Below are 21,875 nucleotides of genomic sequence, written 5' to 3'. Positions count from 1 at the left end.
GGCGGTTCAGGGAGAATCCGGCGTGGGGACCCAAGCTACTTCTCGGTCGCAAGACCTGGATCCACACGGTCGCCCACGCCGGGCTCTCGGCACCCAAGGTGCCAGATTGGCAAGAGATAAGATCCACGCCATGCGTGGATGCTTTTCGATCTCAATTCGACATATTCGATCTCGATGAAGATTCATCCACGCATGGCGTGGATCTACCCGATCGCGAAAATCTGTCAGAGGTGGGGCGGTGTGGGCTTGCAGGACCGTTGGCGCCATGGATGGCGCCATCGAGCCCCCATGGACGGGTTTACGGCGTGTCCTGCAAGCCCACACCGCCCCACCACCCACGGAATGCCTACTTTTGCCGTTGCTGTTGCCTTGGCTTGAAGCCTCTGCAGGTGCAGGGCTGCAAGCCCTGCAATAAACCCTACCTGCCCATCGCCCTGGCGATCGCTTCCACCAGCAGTTCACCGGTCACCGGCTTGCGCAGGAAACCACCGATGCCGGCCGCTTCCACCTGCTGCTGAAGGTCCGGATCGGTCCGTGCCGTCACGGCGAGCAGTGGCAGCATGTAGCCTTGGTTGCGCAGGTGCTGGGCCAGCTCGAAGCCGCTCAGGCCCGGCAGGTCCAGATCCAGCAGGCCGACGTCGAAATCCCCTGAGCTGATCTCGCGCAGTGCCGCCAGCGCATGGCCCGCATGCACCACTTCATGGCCGCGCGCACTCAACAGCCCGCGCACCACATCAGCCACGGTTGCATCATCCTCGACCAGCAGCACGCGCAATGGCGGCATGTTGGCCGCATCCTCGCGGTGCACTTCGCCCTCGGACTCTGCATTGGCATCGACCACCAGCGGCAACGGCAGGGTCACGCCAAAACACGTGCCGCGGCCGAGCTGGCTCTCCACCTGGATACGCCCCTGCATCGCCTGCGCCAGTTCGCGGCAGATCGCCAGGCCCAGGCCGCTGCCGCCGTACTGCGCCGCGGTGCGGGCGCCATCGGCCTGCTCGAAGCGGCGGAACAGGCGCTGCTGCTGTTCCTGGCTGATGCCCGGCCCGGTGTCGCGCACTTCGAAATGCAACGCGCGCAGCTCGCCGTCGCTGCGCGCATGCAGGGTGATGGTTCCGCGGCTGGTGAACTTGACCGCGTTGGAGAGCAGGTTGAGCAGGATCTGCCTTACCCGCATCGCATCGCCGGTCGCCTGCAGGCCAGGCGGCAACTGGTTGTCGAGGGTGAAGCGCAGGCCCTTCTGCGCTGCCAGCGGTCCCATCAGCGCGGCCAGGTCCTGCAGCAGGCAGCTCAGCGCGAACGGCTTGGACTGCAGCTCCAGCCGTCCGGATTCGATCCGTGCCAGGTCCAGTGCATCGTTGACCAGGTGAAGCAGGTGTTCGCCGGCGTGCCGGATCGACTGCGTGTAACCGCGCTGCTGCGGGTCCAGCGGCGAGGCCAGCAGCAGTTCGCTCATGCCGAGCACACCGGTCATCGGCGTGCGGATTTCGTGGCCGAGATTGGCCAGGAAGCGGGTCTTGGCCGCCGAGGCCTGTTCGGCCAGTTCCTGTTTATGCAGTGCCAGCTGATAGGCATGGCGCCGCTGCAGGCGACGGCGATACAACCAGGCAAACCAACTGGTCAGCAGAAGCGCGATCGAGGCCAGCACCAGCAGCCCGGACAGGCTGCGCCACCACGGTGGCTGTACACGGAATTCCAGGCTCTGCACCCGCGACCAGACATGGTCGGCCGAGCGCGCCTGTACCTCCAGGCGGTAGCTGCCCGGCGGCAGGCGCGAGAACAGGCGCTCACCAGCCGGCCCCACTTCCACCCAATCGGGGTCGTAGCCGGCCAGGCGGTAGCGGTAGCTGTTGGAGGCCGAATCGGCGAATGACAACAATCGCGCGACGATGCGCAGGTCACGGTCACCATCGGCAATCTGCAAGGGCGTGTCGTGGGTCAGGTCGAGTACCTGCTCGTTGCGGCGGACTTCGACCCGTTCGATCACCAACGGCGCCCGCCGCACCGACGGCCGCACCTGTTCCGGGTCGAACACCACCACGCCGGCCGGGGTACCGGCCACCAGATGGCCATCGCCGGACATCGTCAACGTGTGCTCGCGGAACTCCTGGCTGGGCAGGCCGTCGTGCACGCCGTACAGGCGCACGCTCTGGCCGTCGGCGCCAACCCGGACCAGGCCGCGCGCACTGGTGGCCCAGGCCACGCCCTGTGCATCGACCACCAGCCCGGAGGCGGAGATTGCCGGGTAGCCCTGCTCCGCGCCGACAACGGCCTGCCGTTCAAGCCGGCCCTGGCTCCAGCGGTAGCGCGACAGGCGGCCATCCTCCGACAGCCAGACCTGGCCATCGCGGCCCACGTGCAACGCATGGATCGCGGTCGCCGGCGCGCCCGGCACCGGCTGGAAGCGCTCGCTTTCCGGCAGCCACTGCAGCAGGCCACGGCTACTGGCCAGCCAGATGTGGTCCTGCGGCCCGCATTCCACATCCAGGTTGAGCTGGCCCTGCTGCAGGCCGCGCTGGCCGTTTTCCAGCTGGCGGCGCAGGCGACCGTCGAGGTCACGCTGCTGCAGGCCTGCAGGCAACATCAACCATAGACTGTCGCCGTCACAGGTCATCATCGACTCGATGACCCCTTCCATGGTCGCGTCGGCCCCGGCATCACGGCCCCAGCGACGTAGCTCACGTCGCTTCGGGTCATAGCGCAGCAACGCATCGGTCGAGCCGATCCAGACCTGGCCACGGCGATCCTCGCGTACCGAGGACAGCCAGTACATGCCATTGACCCAGGTGCGGTGCTGCTCGATCTTGCCGGTCCTGGGATCGAACCGGTCCAGCGCGCCGTGGCTGCCGACCGTCCAGATGCCGCCATTGCTGGAAGGGCTGGTGCCGAGCACGAAGGCATTGCGCAGCGAACCGGTGTCGTCCTCCAATCGCGACAGCACCGAGAACTGCCACCAGCGCGGCAGCAGGTGCCACAGGCCGGCATTGGTACTGGCCAACCAGATGCCGCCTTCGCGGTCCTCGTAGGCGCCCGTCCAGTTCGGCCGCACCGGCCCGCGCGCAACGGCGCTGTACAGCGGAACGGTCTGGTACTGCCCATCCACGGCCCGACCAAGCCCGGTACGGGTATCCAACCAATGCCCGCCCTGTTCATCGCGCAGCATCATGCCGAGCACCTGCTCGCCCGGCGGCAGTTTCCAGGGCGGCGATTCAAAACGCCCGTCGGGGCGACGCACCGTGGCGCCGGCCATCGTGCTGATCCACAGGCTGCCATCGGGTTCGCTGGTCAACCCATTGATCAGCAGGCTGGGAATGACGTCGGTGCCGACCCGCTCGAAGTCGGTGCCGGTCCAGCGCGCCACGCCATGCTTGGTGCCGACCCACAGGCTGCCATCGGCCAGCGTAGCCAGGTACGGCACCGAGGCGGCAGGCAGGCTGCGGGGATTGTTGGCCTCGGGCAGGAAACGCTGCAGGCGGTCCTGGCTGTCCAGCCGGTACAGCCCACCTTCGTGGGTCCCGAACCAGATCGCACCGTCCGGCGTGGTCGCCAGGCTCCAGACCGTGTTGGTCCCCATCAACGGCTGGCTGCTGCGGTCGTAGAAATGCAGCTGGCGGCGGTCGGCCGACATCCGTACCAGGCCCGCGTTCTCGGTCCCGATCCAGAGCTGGTTGCGCGCATCGACCAGGACCGTCCAGATGCGGTTGTCGCGCAGGCCATCCTCAGAACGCCAGATCCGGTAGTTGCGCCCGTCGTAACGGGCCAGGCCGTCGTTGGTGGCGATCCACAGGTAGCCATAGCGGTCTTCGGCCATGCGGTTGACGGTATTGGACGGCAGGCCGTCGAATACCGTCACCTGGCGCGGGCTCGGTGGCACCGGCTGCGCGGCAGCGGGTGACAGGCCGCACAGGAGGATCAGCAGCAGCATTGCCGCCCGCAGATACACCACCGATTGCCTCCTCACGCTGCCTGATGATTCCCGCGCCGCGGGCGTCGGCATGGTAAACCGAAAGTCGCGCCGTTCACGCCCGGCGTCGACGTTTTCAAGGTGTGGTCTGTCGTTTGGCGCGAGCCTGGATGATCGCTGCCACCAGCATGTCGCCGGTCACCGGCTTGCGCAGGAAACCATCGAAACCGGCAGCGAGCACCTGCGATTCGGCATACGCATCGGAGCGGGCGGTCACCGCCACCAGTGGCAGTTCGTAGCCCAGGGTGCGCAGCTGGCGGGCGATCGCAGTGCCGTCCAGCGCAGGCAGGTCGAGATCGAGCAGGCCGACATCGAAGCCGTCGGTAGCGATCTCCGACAAAGCCCCCAGGCCATGCAGCACATGCACCACCTCATGGCCGCGGCTGCGCAGCAGGCCGGCGATGACCTCGGCCACGGTGGCATCGTCCTCCACCAGCAGGATGCGCAGTGGCGGCAGCATCGGCAGTGCCGGCGCTTCGCCCGTGGCGGCTGCCTGCCGGGTCCAGGGCAGCGGCAACCGCACCCGGAAACGCGCGCCCTTGCCTGGCTGGCTGTCCACTTCGATGCGCCCGCCCATCGCCACGGCCAGCTCCTGGCAGATCGCCAGGCCCAGCCCGCTTCCACCATAGCGCGAGGCCGTGCGCGGCCCCTCCGCCTGTTCGAATCGGTGGAACAGCCGCTCCTGCTGCTCGGCATTGATACCCGGACCACTGTCGTGCACTTCGAAGCAGAGACCGCCGCCGTTCTCTTCCAGGTGCACGGCCAGGCCGACATGACCGCGCTCGGTGAACTTGATGGCATTGCCCAGCAGGTTGAGCAGGATCTGCCGCACGCGCATCTCGTCGCCACTGATGCTGATCGGGCCGGGCGGATCGTCGCCACGCTGGAAATCCAGCTTGCGCTGTTTCGCCATGGGCTGCATCAGCGCCTGCACCTGGTCGAGCAGTCCGGCCAGGTCGAACGGACGCAGATCCAGCTCCAGTCGACCGGCTTCGATGCGCGCGAGGTCCAGCGCATCGTTGACCAACCGCAGCAGATGGCTGCCGGCCTGCTGGATGGAGCCGGCATAGCTGCGCTGCACCGGGTCCAGCGGTGTGGCCAGCAGCAACTCGCTCATGCCAAGCACGCCGGTCATCGGCGTGCGGACTTCATGCCCCAGCGTGGCCAGGAACCGGCTCTTGGCCTGCGAGGCCTGTTCGGCCAGCTCCTGCTTGTGCACGGTCAGCTGCCATTGCTGGCGACGGCGCAGGCGCGCACGGATCGACCAGACCAGGACGAGCAGCAGCAGCGAACCGATCAGGATGTAGCCGAAGATCGCCATGCCGCTGCGCCACCAGGGTGGCAGCACCTTCACCTGCAGCTGCTGCGAAGGCGTCCATGCACCATTGGCGGTGGCCGCCTGCACTTCGATGACGTAGCTGCCGGTCGGCAGTCGCGACAGCGTGCGCTGGCCGTCGCCGCCCTGCTCCACCCAGTTCTGGTCATACCCGCGTACCCGGAAGCGGTAGCGGTTGCCCTGGGGATTGGCATACGACAACAACCGTGCATCGATCTGCAGGTCGCGATCATCCGGTCCCAGCAGCAGGGTGCCGGTGTTCGGCAGCGGCTGCCAGCCGCGTGCATCGTCGCGGCGCACGCGCACCTCGGCAATCACCAGCGACGACCCGGGCAGCACCACGTCGTCGGCATTCACGTCGAATGCAACCAGGCCGGTCTGGGCAACGGCCAGCACGCGACCATCGGCATTCACCGCTGGCGGCCGGCTGGTGAACTCGGCATCGGACAGGCCATCGCGTTCATTGAACAACTGCAGGCGCCGGACTTTCGGGTCCCAGCGCAGCAGGCCGCGCGGCGTGGTCGCCCACACCCGGCCATTGTCGGCCAATGCCAGGCCGCCCATGCTGACCGGCGGCACACCGGCGCTTCCATCAATGCGCTGGATCAGGCGCAGGCTCATGCCATCCCACTGGTAGCGCTCCAGCGCGCCCTGGCGGGCCAGCCACAACTGCTGCGGATCTACCCACACCAGGTCGTAGATCAGCCCGCGCGAGACCCCCGGCACCGCTTCGAAGCGACCGGCCTGCTCACGCCAGATGCCCATGTCGCCCATCACCCACGCCTTGCCATGGGCATCGAAGCGGATCTGCTCGATGGGTGAGTCGGCCGCCTTGCGGAAATCGTCGAGAGGATAGCTGCGCAGCACCCGGCCCTCCGCACTGCGCTGCTGCAGGCCCAGGTTCATCACCGAAAGCCAGACCGTGCCATCGGGTGCCTGCCGCATCAGGTCGATGCGCTGGCGCAGATCGGCGCCTCCACCGATGTGCCAGTCGTGCAGCGCGCGGGTGGCCGGGTCATACACGCTGATGCGGCCGGCACGCCCCAGCCACAGGCGCCCGTCCGACCGCGGCAGTACCGACCACACCGCACCGCTGCCGATCTCGCGGTCGCTGGCCAGCAGGCGCAACGTGCCGTGCGCGTCCAGCTGATACACGCCGTGCGCCGAACCCACGTAGTAGTTCTGGCCATCACTGGCCGCGCCCAGCAGGTACTGGCTGTCCAGCGGCTTGCCATCGAGCTGGTTCCAGATCGAGAAGCGGCGCCAGTCCGGCGGGAGGTAGGCCAGTCCCTGGGTCAGCAGGGCGACCCACAATCCGCCTTCATGGTCCTGCAGCAGATCGAGCACACCGCTCTGTGCAGTGAGGAAACCACTGCCGCGGTCGCCGTCGAGCCGCCATAGCGCACTTGCGTCGCCACGCAGCAGGCCATCGGACGTGCCCGCCCAGTAGCCGCCCTGGCGATCGGCCAGCACCAGCGCCGAGCGCAGGCCGGCGCTGTCGCTCCAGCGCGGACGACTGACCCGGTCCTGCGCATCGATGCGGTACAGGCCATCGTTCTGGCTGCCGACCCAGATCGAGCCATCCGGATCGCGGCTCATCCGCAGCACGCTCAATGCGCCCAGCGCGTGCGGTGCCACGGGCTCGAAGTCACGGCCATTCCAGCGTGCGACGCCGGCCTCGGTACCGATCCACAGGCGCCCCCGCGCATCGACCAGGCTGCTGTAGATGGTGTTGCTGGGCAGGCCGTCGGCACGGGCCGGGTCGTGCTTGAAGAAGCGCAGGCTGCCGTCCTCCCCGAACCGGCAGATACCCTGGCTGCTGGTGCCGATCCACAACGCATCCCCGGCGTAGGCCAGCGTCCAGAACTGGCCCAGGCACGGACCATTGACCGCATCGAAGGTCTTGAACCGCTCGCGGTCGGCATCCAGGCGGGCCACGCCCTTGCCATTGATGCCCACCCACACACGGTCCAGCGGATCGACCAGCAGGGTCTCGATCTCGTTGCCGGGCAACGAACCGGGCTGTTCCGGGTCATGTTCCCAGACCCGCAGCGAGCTGCCGTCGTAGCGCACCAGACCGCCATCGGTTGCGGCCCAGACATGGCCCTGGCGGTCCTCGGCCAGCGCCAGCACCATGCGCGAAGGCATGCCTTCGGCGGCACCGAAGCGCCGCAGGCGTGGTGTTTCTGCCATGTCCAGGGCTGCAGCCGCCGTGGCAGACGCCAACAGCAGCAGCCCCGTTGCCGCGATGCCCAGGCACCACAGGCGCCAGCTGCTCGTCATCCTGAACCCCCTGTCCTGTCCCGATTGTCACACAGGGCCGGGGTCATGGCTGCAACAGCCTGTTGCCGGGGCAGGACCACCACGAACTGTTGCAGCCATGCACGCATCCTTGGCAGGGGCCTGTGCGTATGATCACAGCGTCCCCCTTCCGGAGCCCGCCATCGATGCGTCCCTGCCTGGCCCTGCTGCCGATGCTGCTCGCCACCGCTCCCGCCTGGGCGGATGCAGATACCTATCGCCTCGATCCGGTGCACACGCGTGTGCTGTTCAGCATCGACCACGCGGGCTACTCGCAGGCGATGGGCACGGTCTCCGGCAGTGAGGGCCGGCTGCAGTTCGATCCCGACAACTGGCGCGAAGCCACGTTGGACGTCGAAGTCCCCGTGTCGCGATTGGACCTTGGTGACGCCAAATGGAACCAGGCCACGCTGGCCCGCAGCCTTCTGGATGGCGAGCGTTTCCCGAAGGCACATTTCGTCTCCAGCCGGGTCGAACCGATCGATGCCAGGCGCGCCCACGTGATCGGCACCCTGACCCTGCGCGGGGTCAGCCAGGAGATCACGCTGGACGTGACCCTCAACGCCATCAAGCGCTACCCCCTCCCCCCGTTCCGACGCACCGCCGGTTTTTCCGCCAGCACCACGCTGAGCCGGCGCGCGTTCGGCATCACCGCCTGGCCGGGCGTCATCGGTGATGCAGTACAGCTGAGGATCGAGGCCGAAGCCACCCTCGACCGCAGCGACGCCCCGGGAACTCCCGCTCCCGTTCCACACTCCGACCCCAAGACGGCCCCCTAGAGGACCCTTCATGACCGCCAAGAACACCCCCGCCGCCTGGGGGAGTGTCAGCCAGATCCTGCATTGGTTGATCGCATTGCTGATCCTCGCCCTGGGCGTGGTCGGCCTGACCATGGGCGAACTGCCCAAGACCCCCAAGTATTTCTGGGTCTATACCGCGCACAAGTCGATCGGCATCACCGTGCTGGCGCTCGTGCTCTTCCGCCTCGGCTGGCGCCTGTATGCCGGTGCCCCCAAGCCGGTGCCGGGCGTGCCCAGCTGGCAGGAACGCATCGCCAGTGCCACCCACGTGCTGCTGTATGTGCTGATGTTCGCCATCCCGCTGTCGGGCTGGCTGTACGACTCGGCCAGCGGCCTGCGCCCGTTCCGCTGGTTCGGCCTGGTCGACGTGCCCAAGCTGAGCGGTCCCGACCCGCAGGTGGTCGCCGTATCGCATGCCATCCACGAGTACGGCTTCTGGCTGTTGATCGCGGTGGTGCTGGCCCATGCCGGCGCTGCCTTCTACCACCACCTGTTCCAGCGCGATGCGACCTTGTCCCGCATGTTGCCGCGCGGCTGGCTTGCCTCCCCTCAGAAGGACTGACCGATGAACCTGAAACTGACCACTCCGGCCGCCGTGGCCGCCGCCCTGGCCGGCATGCTGGCCACCACCCCGGTGTTCGCCGCCGACTACGCACAGGCGCCCGGCGCCGGCTCGATCCTGGTGTTCGCCACCAAGTACGACGGCGAAGTGTTTACCGGCAGCTTCCCGGGCTTTGCCACCAAGCTCAGCTTCGACCCGGCCAATCCTGCCGCCGGTTCGCTGGACGTGGTGATCCCGCTGGCCGGCGCCAAGAGCGGCAACAGCGACCGTGACTCGACCCTGCAGACCGCCGACTTCTTCAATGTTGGCAAGTTCGCCACCGCACGCTACACCGCCAAGGGCTTCCGCGCGGTGGGCAATGATCAGTTCGCCGCCGATGGCACACTGGAACTGCGAGGCGTCAGCAAGCCGGTCACCCTCACCTTCACCTGGAAGCCGGGCACCCAGCCGGTGCTGACCGGCAAGGCCACGGTCAAGCGCCTGGACTTCGGCGTCGGCGGCGGCGACTGGGCCGACACCAAGACCATCCCGGACGAAACCGCGATCAGCACGATCGTGAAGTTCGACGCGAAATAAACCGCCTCTGGTAGTGCCGGCCGCTGGCCGGCATCACCGGGCATCGCGGGGTTGCCGGCCAGCGGCCGGCACTACCGATCGACGGCCAGCCAGGCCTGGACCGTGGCCGCGTCGAACGGCCAGTCCAGCTCACGGTCGCCGCGCTCGTCGCGCAGCACCGGCACCCGCGCGCCGTAGCGCGCTTCCAGCGCAGGCTGGTCATCCAGGAACACCGATTCGAACTCCGGTGCCCGCGCCTTGGCCAGCTCGGCCAGGGCCATGTCGCACAGGTGGCAGTCATCGCGCTGGAACAGGGTCAACACCGGTTTTGCTCCCTCTGCCGAAATGCTGCGCCGCAGCCATGGAAGTGCGGCATGAACCGCTAGAATAGCGGTCTCCTCCGGTACCCGCAGTACGGCAACCATGGCTGTCAGCACGTTCGACGTTTTCAAGATCGGCATTGGCCCGAGCTCCTCGCACACCGTCGGGCCGATGAAGGCCGCCGAGCGATTCATCCATCGCTGGCTGCTTGACCCGGGTCGCCTGAACGAAGTCGCGCGCATCCGCGCCGATGTCTATGGCTCGCTGGCGCTGACCGGCCGCGGCCATGGCACCGACAAGGCGATCCTGCTGGGCCTGGAAGGCCAGCGGCCGAACCTGATCGATCCGGACATCATTCCGGCCACCCTGGAGCGCATCCGCAGCAGCAAGCGCATCCAGCTGATGGGCCAGCACGAGATCGCCTTCGACGAGAAGCGCGACCTCGGCATGAACAAGCGCCAGAAGCTGCCGTACCACACCAACGGCATGCGCTTCACCGCGTACAACGCCGAGGACGAGGTGATCGCCACCCGCGACTATTACTCGGTCGGTGGCGGCTTCGTGGTCAACCAGGACGACGCGGCCGATGACCGCATCGTGCCCGACGAGACCCCGCTGCCCTACCCGTTCAAGAGCGGCGACGAGCTGCTGGCGCAGACGGCGCGCAGCGGCCTGAGCATCGCCCAGCTGATGTTCGAGAACGAGAAGTGCTGGCGCAGCGAAGACGAGATCCGCGCCAACCTGCGCGAGATCTGGAGTGCGATGCAGTCGTGCGTGGCGCGCGGCATCCGCGAGGAAGGCGTGCTGCCGGGTGGCCTGAAGGTCGGCCGTCGTGCACCGGCGCTGTACCGCGAGCTGTCGTCGAAGCCGGAAGCAGCGATGCGCGATCCGCTGACCACGCTGGACTGGGTCAACCTGTACGCGCTGGCGGTGAACGAAGAGAACGCCGCCGGTGGTCGCGTGGTGACTGCGCCGACCAACGGCGCTGCCGGCGTGCTGCCGGCGGTGCTGCATTACTTCGACCGTTTCTGCCCCGGTGCCAACGAGCAGCGTGTGTTCGATTTCCTGCTGACCTCGGCGGCGATCGGCATCCTGTACAAGGAAAACGCCTCGATCTCCGGCGCCGAAGTGGGCTGCCAGGGCGAAGTGGGCGTAGCCTGCTCGATGGCGGCCGGTGGCCTGGTCGCGGCGCTGGGTGGCAACCCGAGCCAGATCGAGAATGCCGCGGAAATCGGCATGGAACACAACCTCGGCCTGACCTGTGACCCGATCGGCGGCCTGGTGCAGATCCCCTGCATCGAACGCAATGCGATGGGCGCGGTGAAGGCGATCAACGCCTCGCGCATGGCGATGCGTGGCGACGGCAAGCACAAGGTGTCGCTGGACAAGGTGATCAAGACCATGCGCGATACCGGCCGCGACATGCAGGACAAGTACAAGGAAACCAGCCGTGGCGGCCTGGCGGTGAACGTCATCGAGTGTTGAGGTCGACCGGTCCCGGCGCGATGGCGCCGGGCCACAGGTAGAGTCGACCGTTGGTCGACTATCGCGCGCAGCGCGGGATTTTCGCTCGTTGTGGGGAAGGTAGTCGACTAACAGTCGACTCTACCCAGTCGACTCTACCTCGTCGCCCTTGCCCGGTCGGACGACACCGTCACTGCGTTCCGGTTAGGCTCGGGGCTCCCCTATCCAGGACCGCCCCATGCGCGTGATCGCTGCCGCCCTGCTTACCTGCCTTCCACTGCCTGCGCTGGCCGCGCCCACTTACGGGCCGCGGCTGGAGGGTTTCGACTACGGCTATCCGGTGAAGACCTTCGCGCTGGAATCGCAGCGGCAGCCGCTGGAAATGGCCTACCTCGACATCCCGCCGAAGAAGGCACCCATCGGCGTGGTGGTGCTGCTGCACGGCAAGAACTTCTGTGCCGCCACCTGGAAGGAATCGATCAAGCCACTGGTTGCCGCCGGCTATCGGGTGATCGCCCCGGACCAGGTGGGCTTCTGCAAATCCAGCAAGCCCGAGCGTTACCAGTATTCGTTCGCGCAGTTGGCCGCCAACACCCATGCCCTGCTGCAACAGCTGCAACTGGGTGATGTCCCGGTGCACCTGGTCGGTCATTCGATGGGCGGCATGCTGGCGGTACGCTACGCGCTGATGTTCCCGCAGGACCTGCGCAGCCTGTCACTGGTCAACCCGATCGGGCTGGAAGACTGGAAGGCGCTGGGTGTTCCCTGGCGCAGCGTGGACGCATGGTACGCCGGCGAAATGAACATCAGCTATGACAGCATCCGCCGCTACCAGCTGGATGTGTACTACGACGGCAAATGGAAGCCGGCATATGAACCGTGGGCGCGGATGCAGTCGGGCATGTACGAAGGCCAGGGCAAGCAGGCCGTTGCATGGAGCCAGGCGCTGGCCTCGGACATGGTGTTCAACCAGCCGGTGGTCTACGAACTCAAGAATGTTCAGGTGCCGACCACGCTGTTCATTGGCCAGAAGGACCGCACCGCGATCGGTCGCGACCTGGCGCCACCAGCGGTGAAGGCGACGCTGGGCAACTATCCGGTGCTCGGGAAGGCGGCAGCCGCGGCGATTCCCGGCGCGACGCTGATCGAGTTCGCCGAACTGGGCCATTCGCCACAGGTGCAGGACCCGAAGCAGTTCAACGCGGCGTTGCTGAAGGCATTGAAGGCGCATTGAACGGCAGCCCTCCCCTGTAGAGTCGAGCCATGCTCGGCTTATCCAGCAAGAGGGATCTGGCCAGTAGCAGCCGAGCATGGGCTCGGCTCTACAGAAGCAGTGCGATCAGCCGACGATCCGCAACACGTCATCCAGCAGCGCGGCGGCGGTGACTTCCGCGCCCGCGCCCGGGCCCTGGATCAACAACGGCTGGCGGTGATAGCGATCGCTGTGGATGGCCACGCGGTTGTCGGTGCCCGCGCCCTGCGCCAACGGGTGATCGGCAGGCAACTCACGCAGGCCCACCTGCGCACCCTCGCCATCGACACGGCCAACGAAACGCAGCACGCGGCCATTGTCATGCGCCTGCTGCCAGCGCGCCTGCAACGGCGCATCCAGCTGCTCGAGCGTCGCCACCGCATCCTCCAGCGGCAGCGCTGCCAGCGCTTCAGGCACCAGTGAATCCACCTCTACCTGCGACGCATCCAGCGCCAACCCGCTGCTGCGGGCCAGGATCAGCAGCTTGCGACGCACGTCTTCACCGGAAAGGTCCAGGCGCGGATCCGGCTCGGTGTAGCCGGCAGCCAGCGCCTCGCGCACCGCCGCCGAGAACGGCGACTGGCCGTCATAACGATGGAACAGCCACGCCAGCGAACCGGACAGCACGCCTTCGATGGCATGGATGTGATCGCCACCGGCCACCAGTGCACGCAGGCTGCTCAACAGCGGCAGGCCCGCGCCCACCGTCGCGCTGTCGCCATAGCGTGCGCCACTGTCGGCACAGCTTTCCGCAATGGCCTGCGCGCGGGCCAGCTGCGCACCACGCCCCAGCTTGTTGGCGGTCACCACATGCACGCCCCGCGCCAGCCACTGCACGTGGCGCGCGGCCACGTCTTCGCTGGCGGTGGCGTCGACCACCACGTCGCCACGCTCCAGTCCTTCGGCACTCGCCCACGGTGGCGAACTCTGGCCATCGCGCGGTGCACGCCGTGCCAGTTCCAGCGGCAAGGCCAGGTCACGATCGATCTCCAGCGCAGTGCGTGAATTGGCCAGCCACTGCACGCTGGGCAGTTCCAGCCCACGCGCCCGCAATGCCTGGTAACGCTGTACGAAGGCCGAGCCGACCGTGCCGGTGCCCAGCAGCGCCAGGCGTCCCACGCCCAGAGCAGGAATTTCTGCGGCGAGCGCGCTCATGCATCCACCACCTGTTTGCGGCGCGCAGCCGCATCAATCACCGCTTCGGCACGCTGCAGCGCGGCGCCGAGATCGGCCAACAGGTCACGCTCGGCCTCGATGCCAACCGACAGGCGCAGCAGGCCTTCGCTGATGCCGGCCGCGGCACGCGCTTCGGCGGTCATCGCGGCATGGGTCATGGTGGCGGGATGCGCGATCAGGCTTTCGACGCCGCCCAGCGATTCGGCCAGCGTGAAACAGCGCAGGCCATCGACGAACGCGCGCACCGCCGCGTGCGGATCATCACCCGCGCAGCGCGCCAGTTCGAACGACAGCATCGCGCCGAAGCCACTCTGCTGGCGAGCAGCGATGGAGTGGCCCGGGTGATCGGCCAGACCCGGATAATAGACGCGGCCGACCGCCGGATGCTGGTCCAGCAGCGCAACGATCGACGTGGTGTTCTCCTGATGCACGCGCAGGCGCGCGTCCAGCGTGCGCAGGCCGCGCAGGGTCAGGAAGGCATCGAACGGCGAACCCGTCAGGCCCAGCGCGTTGCCCCACCACACCAGCTGCTCATGCAGTGCCGGATCGCGCGCGACGACCGCACCGCCCACCACGTCGCTGTGGCCGTTGATGTACTTGGTGGTGGAATGCAGCACCAGATCCGCGCCGAACGACAGTGGTTGCTGCAGGGCCGGCGACAGGAAGGTGTTGTCGACCACAACCAGAGCACCTGCCTTGTGCGCGGCATCGATGACGAAGCGCAGGTCGGTGATGCGCAGCAGCGGATTGGACGGCGTTTCCACCAGCACCAGCTTCGGCTGGGTGGCCAGCGCCTGCGACAGCGCGCGCGGATCGGTCAGGTCGGCGGTGACCAGTTCGAAATGGCCCTTCTTCGCCAGCGCATTGAACAGCCGCCAGCTGCCACCGTACGCGTCGTGCGGCACGACCAGGGTATCGCCCGGCTGAAGCAGCGCGTTCAGCACCAGGTTGATCGCGCCCATGCCGGTGGCGGTGATCACGCCGCCCGCACCGCCTTCCAGCTCGGCCAGCGCTTCACCCAACAGGTCGCGGGTCGGGTTGCCACTGCGCGTGTAGTCGTACTGGCGCTTGTTGCCGAAGCCTTCAAAACTGAAGTTCGACGACAGCACGATCGGCGGCGTGACCGCGCCATGCGCGGTGTCCCGATCGATGCCGGCACGGACGGCGGCAGTGGTGCGGCTACAGGACGGCTCGTTGGCGTGCAGGCTCATGCGGACTCTCCAGAGGTGCGGAAGGCGGTGGCGAGGATCGCGTCGATGCGATCGGTTTCTTTGAGGAAGGCGTCGTGGCCATAGGGCGAGCGCAGCACGCGCAGGCTTCCGCGCGGCCCCAGCCCCTCGACCAGGCCGACCAGGTCGGCCAGCGGCACCAGGCGGTCACCCTCCACCGCGACCACCACGGTCGGCGGCAGGATGGCGGCGGGGTCCACGCGGTGCAGGTCGATCGATTCGGACAGGCGCAGGTAGGCGGTCACCGGCGTGCGCGCGACGTACTGCGCGCCGGCGGCGTCCAGATAGTCCTCGGCGGCGACCCGCACGCGGCCGTTGATCACTTCCGGCGCGGCGTCGAAGCGCTCGCCGAACTCTTCCGGGGTGCGGTAGCTGAGCATGGCGAACTGCCGGGCCAGCGCCAGGCCGTGGTCTTCGCCGCACTGCAGTTGGCCGAGGGCGACGGCGCGGCGCTGCAGTGCGCGCCAGGCCGCGGCATACGGGTGCGGACGATGCGCGCCGCTGGCCAGCACCAGCTGGCGCACCCGGGCTCGATGACGGATCGCGAACTGCTGACCGACCAGCGCGCCATACGAGTAACCAACGAAGGCCTTCAGCGTGCGGATACCCAGATGATCCAGCAGCAGTGCCAGCGCATCGGCCTGGTCAGCGGTATCGATCGGTACGTCCAACGCACCGTCGGCCCCGATGAAGTCGAACGCCAGTACGCGCAACTGCTGCGGATCCAGCGTGCGACCACTGCCGACCAGGTCTTCGGCCCAGCCCTTCTCGCTGAACTGTGCGTTGGACGCCACATGGCGATGGGCGGAAATGCCGCCGGCCAGCACCACCACCGGCGCATTGGCCGGGCCGACCCACTCATAGCGCAGGCGCACCGGGCTGGGGCCGGCGTGACGCATCGACAGCACCGCGGCGAACTCACCGCGCTCGGCATGCACGCGGTCTTCGACCGGCACGCTGACGGGGACAAAGGGTTCGGGGCGAACGGCGGCACTGGCAGCGAAGCTCATGGCGGGATCCGGTTGGGGAATCGGCCATCGAGCCTTCGCGGGGCTCGCGTTCGAGATGCACGTGCGGTGCATGGATCGAACCATCTTTCGGTGGACGCCACGGTCCCCGCAGGATTTGGCACCTACGCGAACGCTTTCGCATCCGCGGGCTGCCCCGGCTTCAAAGGGCCTGTCCCTCTGCCGGTCTCGATGGTGAGGCCACGATGCCAGCGCTTCCGGGCGCTGTCAATCCCTTCATGCGGATAAAGCGATGAATATTTTCGCAACAGGTATGCGAGAGGCGTCGCGGTCGCTCCGTTCAGGATCGGGTACAGTCCGGACGGTCCGTTTCCCTGAATCCGCTGATGCCACGCCTGCCCTTGACCTGCCTGCTCCTGCCGCTGCTGGCCAGCGCCTCTGCCGGCGCCAGCCATTGGCGCCAGGGCTGGGGGATGCTGCCGAAGGCGCCTGCCCCCGCCAGCGCGGACGCGAAGGCCCCCCTTCCGATGGCCCAGCTGCGCCTGCAGTCGATCGGCGAACAGTGGCAGGCCCGGATCGACAACACGCTGGCCGGGCCGTTGCAGATCGAACTGCGCGCCGCCCCTGGGCACCCGGTCGACGGCTTGCCGGTGCAGTCACTGATACAGGGCGACAGCAGTCTGGTCGTCGGCCACCTCCCCGCGCCGGTCAACGGCCGGATGCTGGACCTGCGCCTGCAGTCGGTACCAGGCAACCCCGCCGCACAGGCCGAGGATGTGGCCTACCGCCTGCCCTTCGATGATGCACGCCCGCGCGTGGACCAGGCGCCGCAGGGCCGGTTCAGCCACGACGACGAGGCAAACCGCGACGCGGTCGACTTCGCACTGCCGGAGGGCACACTGGTGCTGGCCGCGCGCGAGGGCACGGTGATGCAGATCCAGGATGGCTTCCGAGGCAACGGCCAGGACCGCGAACGTGATGGTGCCCGCGCCAACTTCATCCGCGTGCTGCACAGCGACGGCAGCATGGCCCTGTACGGCCACCTGCAGGCCGGCGGCATGCGCGTGCGTCGCGGCCAGGCGGTGGGCGCCGGGCAGCCGATCGGCCTGTCCGGCAACAGCGGCTTCAGCAGCGCACCGCACCTGCACTTCGTGGTGCAGGTCAACCGCGGCATGGGCCTGCGTTCGGTGCCGGCACGCATCTTCGCCGAGCAGGGCCAGCTGCAGTTCGCCCGCCAGGGCGAGGCCGAGGGCGGCATCGGGCGCTGAACGGCCCCGGCCGGTATAATCGGGCGCTTATCTCTTTGAAAAGCGCCCCGGGCGGGCGCCACTGCCATGTCCGAAGTCGCCAACGAAGCGTCGCGTCGCCGCACCTTCGCCATCATTTCCCACCCTGACGCCGGCAAGACCACGCTGACCGAAAAGCTGCTGCTGTTCGGAGGCGCGATCCAGATGGCCGGTTCGGTCAAGGGCCGCAAGGCCGCCCGCCACGCCACCTCCGACTGGATGGCATTGGAAAAGGAACGCGGCATCTCCGTCACCTCTTCGGTGATGCAGTTCCCGTACGAAGACAAGATCGTCAACCTGCTCGACACCCCCGGCCACGCCGACTTCGGCGAGGACACCTACCGCGTGCTGACTGCGGTGGACTCGGCGCTGATGGTGATCGACGTGGCCAAGGGCGTGGAAGAGCGCACCATCAAGCTGATGGAAGTGTGCCGCCTGCGCGATACCCCGATCATGACCTTCATCAACAAGCTCGACCGCGAGGGCAAGGACCCGATCGAGCTGCTGGATGAAGTGGAAACCGTGCTGGGCATCCAGTGCGCGCCGGTCACCTGGCCGATCGGCATGGGCCAGCGCCTGAAGGGCGTGGTCCACCTGCTGACCGGCGAAGTACACCTGTACGAGCCGGGCCGCAACTTCACCCGCCAGGACTCGACCATCTTCCCGTCCATCGACGCCCCCGGCCTGGCCGAGAAGATCGGTGCGCAGATGCTGGCCGACCTGCGCGACGAGCTGGAACTGGTGCAGGGCGCCAGCCATCCGTTCGACCTGGAGGCCTACCGCGCCGGCAAGCAGACCCCGGTGTTCTTCGGCTCGGGCGTGAACAACTTCGGCGTGCAGCCGCTGCTGGACTTCTTCGTCGAGCATGCGCCGTCGCCGCAGGCACGCTCCACGACCGGCCGCGAGATCGCCCCGGAAGAGAACAAGCTGACCGGCTTCGTGTTCAAGATCCAGGCCAACATGGACCCGCAGCACCGCGACCGCGTCGCGTTCATGCGGGTCTGCTCGGGCCGCTTCAGCGCTGGCATGAAGACCTTCCACGTGCGCACCGGCAAGGAAATGAAGCTGGCCAACGCACTGACCTTCATGGCCAGCGACCGTGAGATCGCCGCCGAAGCCTGGCCGGGCGATGTGATCGGCATCCACAACCACGGCACCATTTCCATCGGCGATACCTTTACAGAAGGCGAAGCGGTCACCTTCACCGGCATCCCCAACTTCGCCCCGGAACTGTTCCGCCGCGCGCGACTGCGCGATCCGCTCAAGCTCAAGCAGCTGCAGAAGGGACTGGCCCAGCTGTCCGAAGAAGGCGCGACCCAGTTCTTCCGCCCTCTCACCAGCAACGACCTGATCCTGGGTGCGGTGGGTGTGCTGCAGTTCGACGTGGCGGCCTATCGCCTGAAGGACGAGTACGGCGTGGAAGCCACCTTCGAGCCGGTCAGCGTGACCACCGCGCGTTGGGTCCACTGCAGCAACGAGAAGAAGCTGGAAGAGTTCCGCGAGAAGAATGCGCTGAACCTGGCACTGGATGCAGCCGGCCACCTGGTCTACCTGGCACCGACCCGGGTCAACCTGCAGCTGGCGCAGGAACGCTCGCCGGACGTGCGTTTCTCGGCCACCCGCGAAGCGGCGCATACCGTTTCGGTGGGCTGATGCCACGGGGTCGGATCCCTTTCCGGCAGGAAAGGGCTCTGACCCCAGCCAACGCAAGGCCGGCATTCACCCACCATACGGTGACCGGCGTGCACGCATCGCCCATCGCGGCGATGATAAGGGGGTGCGGGTCCCCCTCCCCGCGAACAATGCCTACGCCATGTCCACGACGTCCATTGCTTCGATCCGTGAAGAAATCGCCAGCGCCCTGACCCATGGCCTGGGCGCGGTATTCGCCCTGGCCGCCAGCGCGGTGTTGATCACCCTGGCTGCGATCTACGGCGACGGCTGGCAGCTGGCCAGCGCGATCGTGTTCGGTATCGCGCTGTTGCTGCTGTACACCGCCTCCACGCTGTACCACGCCATCCAGCATCCGGTCGCCAAGGGCCGGTTGAAGGTATTCGACCACTGCGCGATCTATGTGCTGATCGCGGGCACCTATACCCCGTTCACCCTGATCGGCCTGCGCGGTCCGTGGGGCTGGGGCCTGTTCACCGCGATCTGGGCGCTGGCGCTGGGCGGCGTGGTGTTCAAGCTGTTCTACACCGGCCGTTTCAAGGTGCTCTCAACGGTGATCTACATCGCCATGGGCTGGCTGGTGGTCGTGGCGATCAAGCCGATGTGGGCCTCGATCGATGGCGGCACCCTCACCTGGCTGTTCGCCGGCGGCCTGTCGTACACGCTGGGGACCTACTTCTACCACCGTGAATCGATCCCGTACTCGCATGCCATCTGGCACCTGTTCGTGATCGGCGGCAGCGTCTGCCACTTCGTCGCGGTCACCATGCAGGTGCTGTAAACGGCCGCTCGAGGGCGGCGTGTGCACGCCATGCACATGGTCGCTTCGCGCCCTGTCCACGAACAGAGGGCAACCATGGCAGCGTGAATGCTGCCGCCTCCCCTGCCGCAAGGCGCACGCCCCGCTGGCGCCTCCGCCGCCCCGGCCCACGAGGCCGGCGCTGGCTCACGATCCTGGTTTTCCTGCTGGCGGCGATCCTGGTACTGCTCGCGTTGTGGGACTGGAACTGGTTCAAGGGACCGGTGGAGCGCGCGGTGCAGGCACGCACCGGCCGAGTGCTGCACATCGGGAACCTTGATGTCGACCTCGGCCGCACCAGCACGATCCGCGCCGATGCGATCACCTTCGCCAATGCCAGCTGGGCGAAACAACCTGAGATGGCCAGCGCAGACCGCGTCGAGATCGACGTGCGGGTCTGGCCCCTGCTGCGCGGCAGCGTGCAGCTGCCCGAGGTGCGCCTGACCCGGCCGGACGTGCTGCTGGAAACCGCCCCGCGCAAGGGCGAGCCGGGCAACTGGGACTTCCTCGGTGACAGCGCCGGCGGCACAAGCCCGCAGCTCAAACGCCTGCGCATCGACGATGGTCGGCTGCAGTTCATCGATGCATTGGGCCGCACTGACATCCGCGTGGGCGTGCGCAGCGGTCAGCCGAAACAGGCCGATGCCTCGCCGCCGCTGCTGGTGCAGGGCAAAGGCCACTGGCAGGGCAACCCGTTCACCCTGCGCGGTGGAACCGAATCACCGCTGGAACTGACCGACAGCGACCACCCGTTCCGCATCCACCTCGACGGTCGCGCCGGCGCTACCCACGCGGTGGCCAGTGGCACGCTGACCAATCCGTTCCAGCTGCGGGTGTTCGACCTGCAGTTCGCACTCAGCGGGCAGGACCTGTCGGACCTGTACCCGCTGCTCGGCATTGCCATCCCGCCCTCACCGCCCTACGCCTTGGACGGACGGCTGAAGCGCGACCACAACGTCTGGCGCTACGACAGCTTCACCGGCAAGGTCGGTGACAGCGACCTCGCTGGCAACCTGCAGTTCGAGGTGGGACGCGACCGTCCACGGCTGACCGCGACACTGGAATCCAGGCGCCTGGACTTCGATGACCTGGCCGGCTTCGTGGGAGCGCCACCGAAGACCGGCGGCGGCGAAACCGCGAACGCGGAACAAAAGGCACAGGCCGCCCGCATCGCCGCCAGCAGCCGGGTATTGCCCGACACGCCCTACAATCTGGGCAAACTGCGTGCGATGGATGCCGACGTGCGCTGGAAGGCCCACCGCATCAACGCGCCCTCGTTGCCACTGGACGACATGGACGCGCACCTGCTGCTGGATGACGGCGTGCTGCGGCTGGACCCGCTGAACTTCGGCGTGGCCGGCGGCGATATCCGCAGCACGGTCCGCATGGATGCACGCCAGGCGCAGATTCGCACTGCGTTGAGGGCCAGCGTACGCGGCGTGCAGCTGGGCCAGCTTTTCCCGGATGCGAAGCTGGCCGAGCAGGCCAAGGGCGGCATCGGCGGCGAAGTGGACCTGAGCGGGCACGGCAACTCGATCGCCGCCATGCTCGGCAGCAGCAGCGGCAAGGTCGGGCTGGCGATGGGCCGTGGCCATGTCGGCAACCTGGTGATGGAACTGGCCGGGCTGGATATCACCGAATCACTGAAGTTCCTGGTGACCGGTGACAAGCAGATTCCGCTGCGCTGCGCCTTCGCCGACTTCGGTGTGCAGGACGGCCTGATGACCAGCCAGGCACTGGCGGTGGACACCACCGATACCATCCTCATCGGCGAAGGCACGGTCAGCCTGCGCGACGAGACCCTGGACCTGCTGCTGAAACCGCGCCCGAAGGACAAGAGCATCCTGGTACTGCGGTCACCGTTGCATATCAGCGGCACGTTCAAGGACCCGTCGTTCCGCCCTGACTTCAAGGCGTTGGGTATTCGCGGCGCGGTGGCCCTGGCACTGGGCAGCATTGTCCCGCCGGCAGCGCTGCTGGCTACGATTGAACTGGGGCCGGGCAAGGATGCCAACTGCGGTGGGCAGTATGCGAAGTAGGGTTACAGCGTTGTTCGCGGCGCCTCCCTTCCCGCGCGTAGAGCCGGAGCAAGGCGACAGGCAGGACACGCCGTAAATACGTCCCTGTAGGCTCGGTCGGCGCATCCATGCGCCTCACGGTCCTGCCTGCCGCCTTGCTCCGGCTCCGGACA

The 21,875-nt window shown here is 67.4% G+C and carries 15 protein-coding genes and 1 riboswitch; of the genes, 9 read left to right on the top strand and 6 right to left on the bottom strand.

Features of this window, described 5'->3' with window-relative positions; translation table 11 throughout:
- Positions 1–418 precede the first annotated feature (418 nt).
- Both AC5P60_RS17935 and AC5P60_RS17930 read right to left on the bottom strand, forming a co-directional pair.
- The gene (locus AC5P60_RS17935; protein ID WP_483693806.1) at positions 419–3,946 is read right to left on the bottom strand and encodes a hybrid sensor histidine kinase/response regulator; all 3,528 of its coding nucleotides are present in this window, start codon (positions 3,944–3,946) and stop codon (positions 419–421) included.
- A 94-nt stretch (positions 3,947–4,040) separates the two neighbouring features.
- On the bottom strand, positions 4,041–7,583 hold the full coding sequence (locus tag AC5P60_RS17930) for a sensor histidine kinase (RefSeq protein WP_242899175.1): 3,543 nt from the start codon (positions 7,581–7,583) through the stop codon (positions 4,041–4,043).
- A gap of 164 nt (positions 7,584–7,747) precedes the next feature.
- Here AC5P60_RS17930 and AC5P60_RS17925 point away from each other — a divergent pair, with 164 nt between their 5' ends.
- Genes AC5P60_RS17925 through AC5P60_RS17915 form a run of 3 tightly spaced genes read left to right on the top strand, consistent with a single transcriptional unit; the run spans position 7,748 to position 9,539 of the window.
- Positions 7,748–8,380 carry a YceI family protein gene (locus tag AC5P60_RS17925; RefSeq protein ID WP_005410671.1) on the top strand — a complete coding sequence of 211 codons (633 nt, stop codon included), beginning with the start codon at positions 7,748–7,750 and terminating at the stop codon, positions 8,378–8,380.
- Positions 8,381–8,390: 10 nt separating this feature from the next.
- Positions 8,391–8,963: a cytochrome b gene (locus AC5P60_RS17920; protein WP_005410672.1), complete on the top strand. Its 573-nt coding sequence runs from the start codon at positions 8,391–8,393 to the stop codon at positions 8,961–8,963.
- A 3-nt stretch (positions 8,964–8,966) separates the two neighbouring features.
- A complete protein-coding gene (locus AC5P60_RS17915; RefSeq protein ID WP_005414145.1) occupies positions 8,967–9,539 on the top strand; it encodes a YceI family protein in 573 nt (190 codons plus the stop codon).
- A 71-nt stretch (positions 9,540–9,610) separates the two neighbouring features.
- Here AC5P60_RS17915 and AC5P60_RS17910 read toward each other — a convergent pair whose 3' ends face one another.
- The gene (locus AC5P60_RS17910) at positions 9,611–9,841 is read right to left on the bottom strand and encodes a glutaredoxin family protein (protein ID WP_005414144.1); all 231 of its coding nucleotides are present in this window, start codon (positions 9,839–9,841) and stop codon (positions 9,611–9,613) included.
- A 100-nt stretch (positions 9,842–9,941) separates the two neighbouring features.
- On the opposite strand from AC5P60_RS17910, the gene AC5P60_RS17905 reads away from it, so the two are divergent.
- Both AC5P60_RS17905 and AC5P60_RS17900 read left to right on the top strand, forming a co-directional pair.
- Positions 9,942–11,324: an L-serine ammonia-lyase gene (locus tag AC5P60_RS17905; RefSeq protein WP_005410675.1), complete on the top strand. Its 1,383-nt coding sequence runs from the start codon at positions 9,942–9,944 to the stop codon at positions 11,322–11,324.
- 217 nt (positions 11,325–11,541) lie between these two features.
- Positions 11,542–12,537, top strand: a complete 996-nt coding sequence (locus tag AC5P60_RS17900) for an alpha/beta fold hydrolase (protein ID WP_242899174.1) — start codon at positions 11,542–11,544, stop codon at positions 12,535–12,537.
- Between the two features lie 105 nt (positions 12,538–12,642).
- Here AC5P60_RS17900 and AC5P60_RS17895 read toward each other — a convergent pair whose 3' ends face one another.
- The 3 genes from AC5P60_RS17895 to metX are packed head-to-tail and all read right to left on the bottom strand — an operon-like array spanning position 12,643 to position 15,970.
- Positions 12,643–13,710 carry a homoserine dehydrogenase family protein gene (locus tag AC5P60_RS17895; protein ID WP_049453684.1) on the bottom strand — a complete coding sequence of 356 codons (1,068 nt, stop codon included), beginning with the start codon at positions 13,708–13,710 and terminating at the stop codon, positions 12,643–12,645.
- On the bottom strand, positions 13,707–14,942 hold the full coding sequence (locus AC5P60_RS17890; protein ID WP_049453686.1) for an O-succinylhomoserine (thiol)-lyase: 1,236 nt from the start codon (positions 14,940–14,942) through the stop codon (positions 13,707–13,709). Before AC5P60_RS17890 ends, AC5P60_RS17895 begins: the two co-directional genes overlap by 4 nt.
- The gene (gene metX, locus AC5P60_RS17885) at positions 14,939–15,970 is read right to left on the bottom strand and encodes a homoserine O-succinyltransferase MetX (RefSeq protein WP_033834027.1); all 1,032 of its coding nucleotides are present in this window, start codon (positions 15,968–15,970) and stop codon (positions 14,939–14,941) included. The genes AC5P60_RS17890 and metX overlap by 4 nt, the downstream gene beginning before the upstream one ends.
- A 77-nt stretch (positions 15,971–16,047) precedes the next feature.
- Positions 16,048–16,166, bottom strand: a riboswitch (SAM riboswitch).
- Positions 16,167–16,314: 148 nt separating this feature from the next.
- On the opposite strand from metX, the gene AC5P60_RS17880 reads away from it, so the two are divergent.
- The 4 genes from AC5P60_RS17880 to AC5P60_RS17865 all read left to right on the top strand — a co-directional run bounded on the left by AC5P60_RS17880 (position 16,315) and on the right by AC5P60_RS17865 (position 21,723).
- Positions 16,315–17,196, top strand: a complete 882-nt coding sequence (locus AC5P60_RS17880; protein ID WP_049453688.1) for a M23 family metallopeptidase — start codon at positions 16,315–16,317, stop codon at positions 17,194–17,196.
- A 66-nt stretch (positions 17,197–17,262) separates the two neighbouring features.
- Positions 17,263–18,867, top strand: a complete 1,605-nt coding sequence (locus AC5P60_RS17875; protein ID WP_005410681.1) for a peptide chain release factor 3 — start codon at positions 17,263–17,265, stop codon at positions 18,865–18,867.
- Positions 18,868–19,027: 160 nt separating this feature from the next.
- Positions 19,028–19,666, top strand: a complete 639-nt coding sequence (gene trhA / locus AC5P60_RS17870; RefSeq protein WP_005410682.1) for a PAQR family membrane homeostasis protein TrhA — start codon at positions 19,028–19,030, stop codon at positions 19,664–19,666.
- An 83-nt stretch (positions 19,667–19,749) separates the two neighbouring features.
- Positions 19,750–21,723, top strand: a complete 1,974-nt coding sequence (locus AC5P60_RS17865; protein WP_483693807.1) for an AsmA family protein — start codon at positions 19,750–19,752, stop codon at positions 21,721–21,723.
- The last annotated feature ends 152 nt before the right edge of the window (positions 21,724–21,875 follow it).

The sequence above is a fragment of the Stenotrophomonas sp. YJH_SMC_120 genome, assembly GCF_059368675.1.
This window is presented reverse-complemented; position numbering and strand designations above follow the sequence as displayed.